This is a genomic window from Paenisporosarcina sp. (genome assembly GCF_049671445.1).
Taxonomy (GTDB): domain Bacteria; phylum Bacillota; class Bacilli; order Bacillales_A; family Planococcaceae; genus Paenisporosarcina.
On the sequence record NZ_JBATUX010000125.1, the window covers coordinates 1 to 2,037 of the forward strand.

The window sequence follows — 2,037 nt, forward strand, 5'->3', positions numbered from 1 at the left end:
AAGAAATCTTCGGAAATCCTAAAGAAGAAAGAACAAAACAGTTTTTGTCATCAGTAGAATAATAAGTTAACCTAGCGGCTGAGATTTCATATTTAGCTGCTTTTTTGTGCGCGAAAGTGGGTGAAACCGATTAAACTTTGATTGAAGCCGATTAAAACACCACTTAAGCCGATTATTACTAAGTAGAAGCCGAATAAATACCATATATGAAAGCTGAGAACATCAACTTAGGAGATGGATAATACCGCAATCTGGATTATTTTGGTGTAATTGCAGGATTTAGTGAGTACTTAGCGAAACTAATTAAGAAGCTATTAAAGAATGTAGTGTTTCGGGAGAGGATGAATGAAGAGTGGGTTTTGTATCTAGACATGTGAAGAGGGATCAAGAGTTACCTATTTTTCGTGAACAACTTTTGAATCGTGCATTAGAGGATTTGACGAGCGATCAAAATGTGTTGGCTATTTATCTTGGCGGGTCTTTAGGACGCGGGAATTATGATGCCTTTTCAGACATTGATTTACATACGATTGTAACGCCAGAAAGCAAATCCGCTTTCATTAAGAATAAGCAAACACGTTCAGCGAAGTGGGGAAACGTGTTATTTCACGAGCAGTCTTCAGCTACATCACCAGTCGTGGTAACTCACTTCGATTGCTTTATTAAAGTGGATAGTTGGTATGAAACGCTGGATGAGGTTATTCCTTCGATATGGATAAAAGGGTTGAAACCTATATATGACCCATTGAACCTACTTGCACCGTTATTTGTAGAAGCGTCTGAGCATACATTTCAAGTGGAAGTGGAGGATATAGCTTTTTGGAAGAACAAAGTCCTTGCCTTTCTTCATGAAACGTACCGAGCGGCTATGAGAAATGAACTGTATTATGCACTTGCCAATGTGGACCGGGTTCGTTGGCTTATTGCGGACGGTTGGTATATGGAAATGGACAAACATTTGGATAGTTCATACGGAGTGTGGTCAAAAGTTGAAGGGAATCGCAGCCAGTTACATGAGTGGCAGCTGTCACTTCTGGAATCTTGGTCATGCGGTCGTGATTCGGCTGGAATTGTGAAATCGATGGCTAGTATGTATCCGGAGCTACTGCGGTTGAATAAGTCCTTATGTCAGAAAATCGGTATTGATGATGAAGAAGACAAGTTCAAGAGAATTCTGAGTTTAGTTTTATAAGAAAAAATGGGATTAATCTATGAGTGACTGATTTTTGGGTAAGGAGAGAATGACGTGTCAGAAATACCAACACTTGTCCAAAAGGTTCTAGACGAGTACATTGCTTTAGTGAATGAACGGTTACCAAATACGCTTGAAGAAGTGTATTTACAAGGCTCCATTGCACTTGGTGCTTATGTGGAAAATTCAAGTGATATTGATTTCATCGGCATTACAAATCGTCGTTTGCTAGAGGCAGATGCCGTCGTTCTTACAGAAATCCATAGCAAAATAGCTAACCGATATAAACATCCTGAACTGGATGGGGTATATATTCTAAGAGAAGACTTAGGTAGGTTGAACTTGGGTGATGACCACTACATCAATTATAACAGTGGCAAACTGAGTTGTAGTTCAAACTTTGATCCGATTATTTGGTGGATTTTGAAAACGAAAGGAATAAAGATAGTAGGGACAGAACGAACTGCCTTAGATTTTGACATACATTCAAAGCATCTAATCTCTTATGTAAATGAAAATATGAATTCTTACTGGGCACTACGGGTTCAAAGAATGGAGACCTCAATTACAGAGTTATACAATCTTCCAGTCGAAGATATTGATGATGAGATTGAATGGACCGTTCTTGGATTGTTACGACAATTTTATACCTTAAAAGAACGTGACATCATTTCAAAATTAGGTGCTGGTGAATATGCATTACAGCACTTGCCATTGGAGTGGCATCCAATAATCAAGGAAGCCATAAACATTCGCAAAGGCGAAAAGATGAACATTTTCACTTCCGATAAGGAGCGAATTGATATGACGATTCGTTTTTCTAAATACATAATTCATTATTGTAA

The 2,037-nt window shown here is 38.4% G+C and carries 2 protein-coding genes; both read left to right on the top strand.

What is annotated here, in order from left to right:
* Nucleotides 1–352: 352 nt before the first annotated feature.
* A complete protein-coding gene (locus WBG45_RS15925) occupies nucleotides 353–1,192 on the top strand; it encodes a nucleotidyltransferase domain-containing protein (protein ID WP_424416067.1) in 840 nt (279 codons plus the stop codon).
* Between the two features lie 54 nt (nucleotides 1,193–1,246).
* Nucleotides 1,247–2,037: aminoglycoside adenylyltransferase domain-containing protein (locus WBG45_RS15930; protein WP_424416068.1), on the top strand; the 791-nt coding region annotated here is incomplete at its 3' end.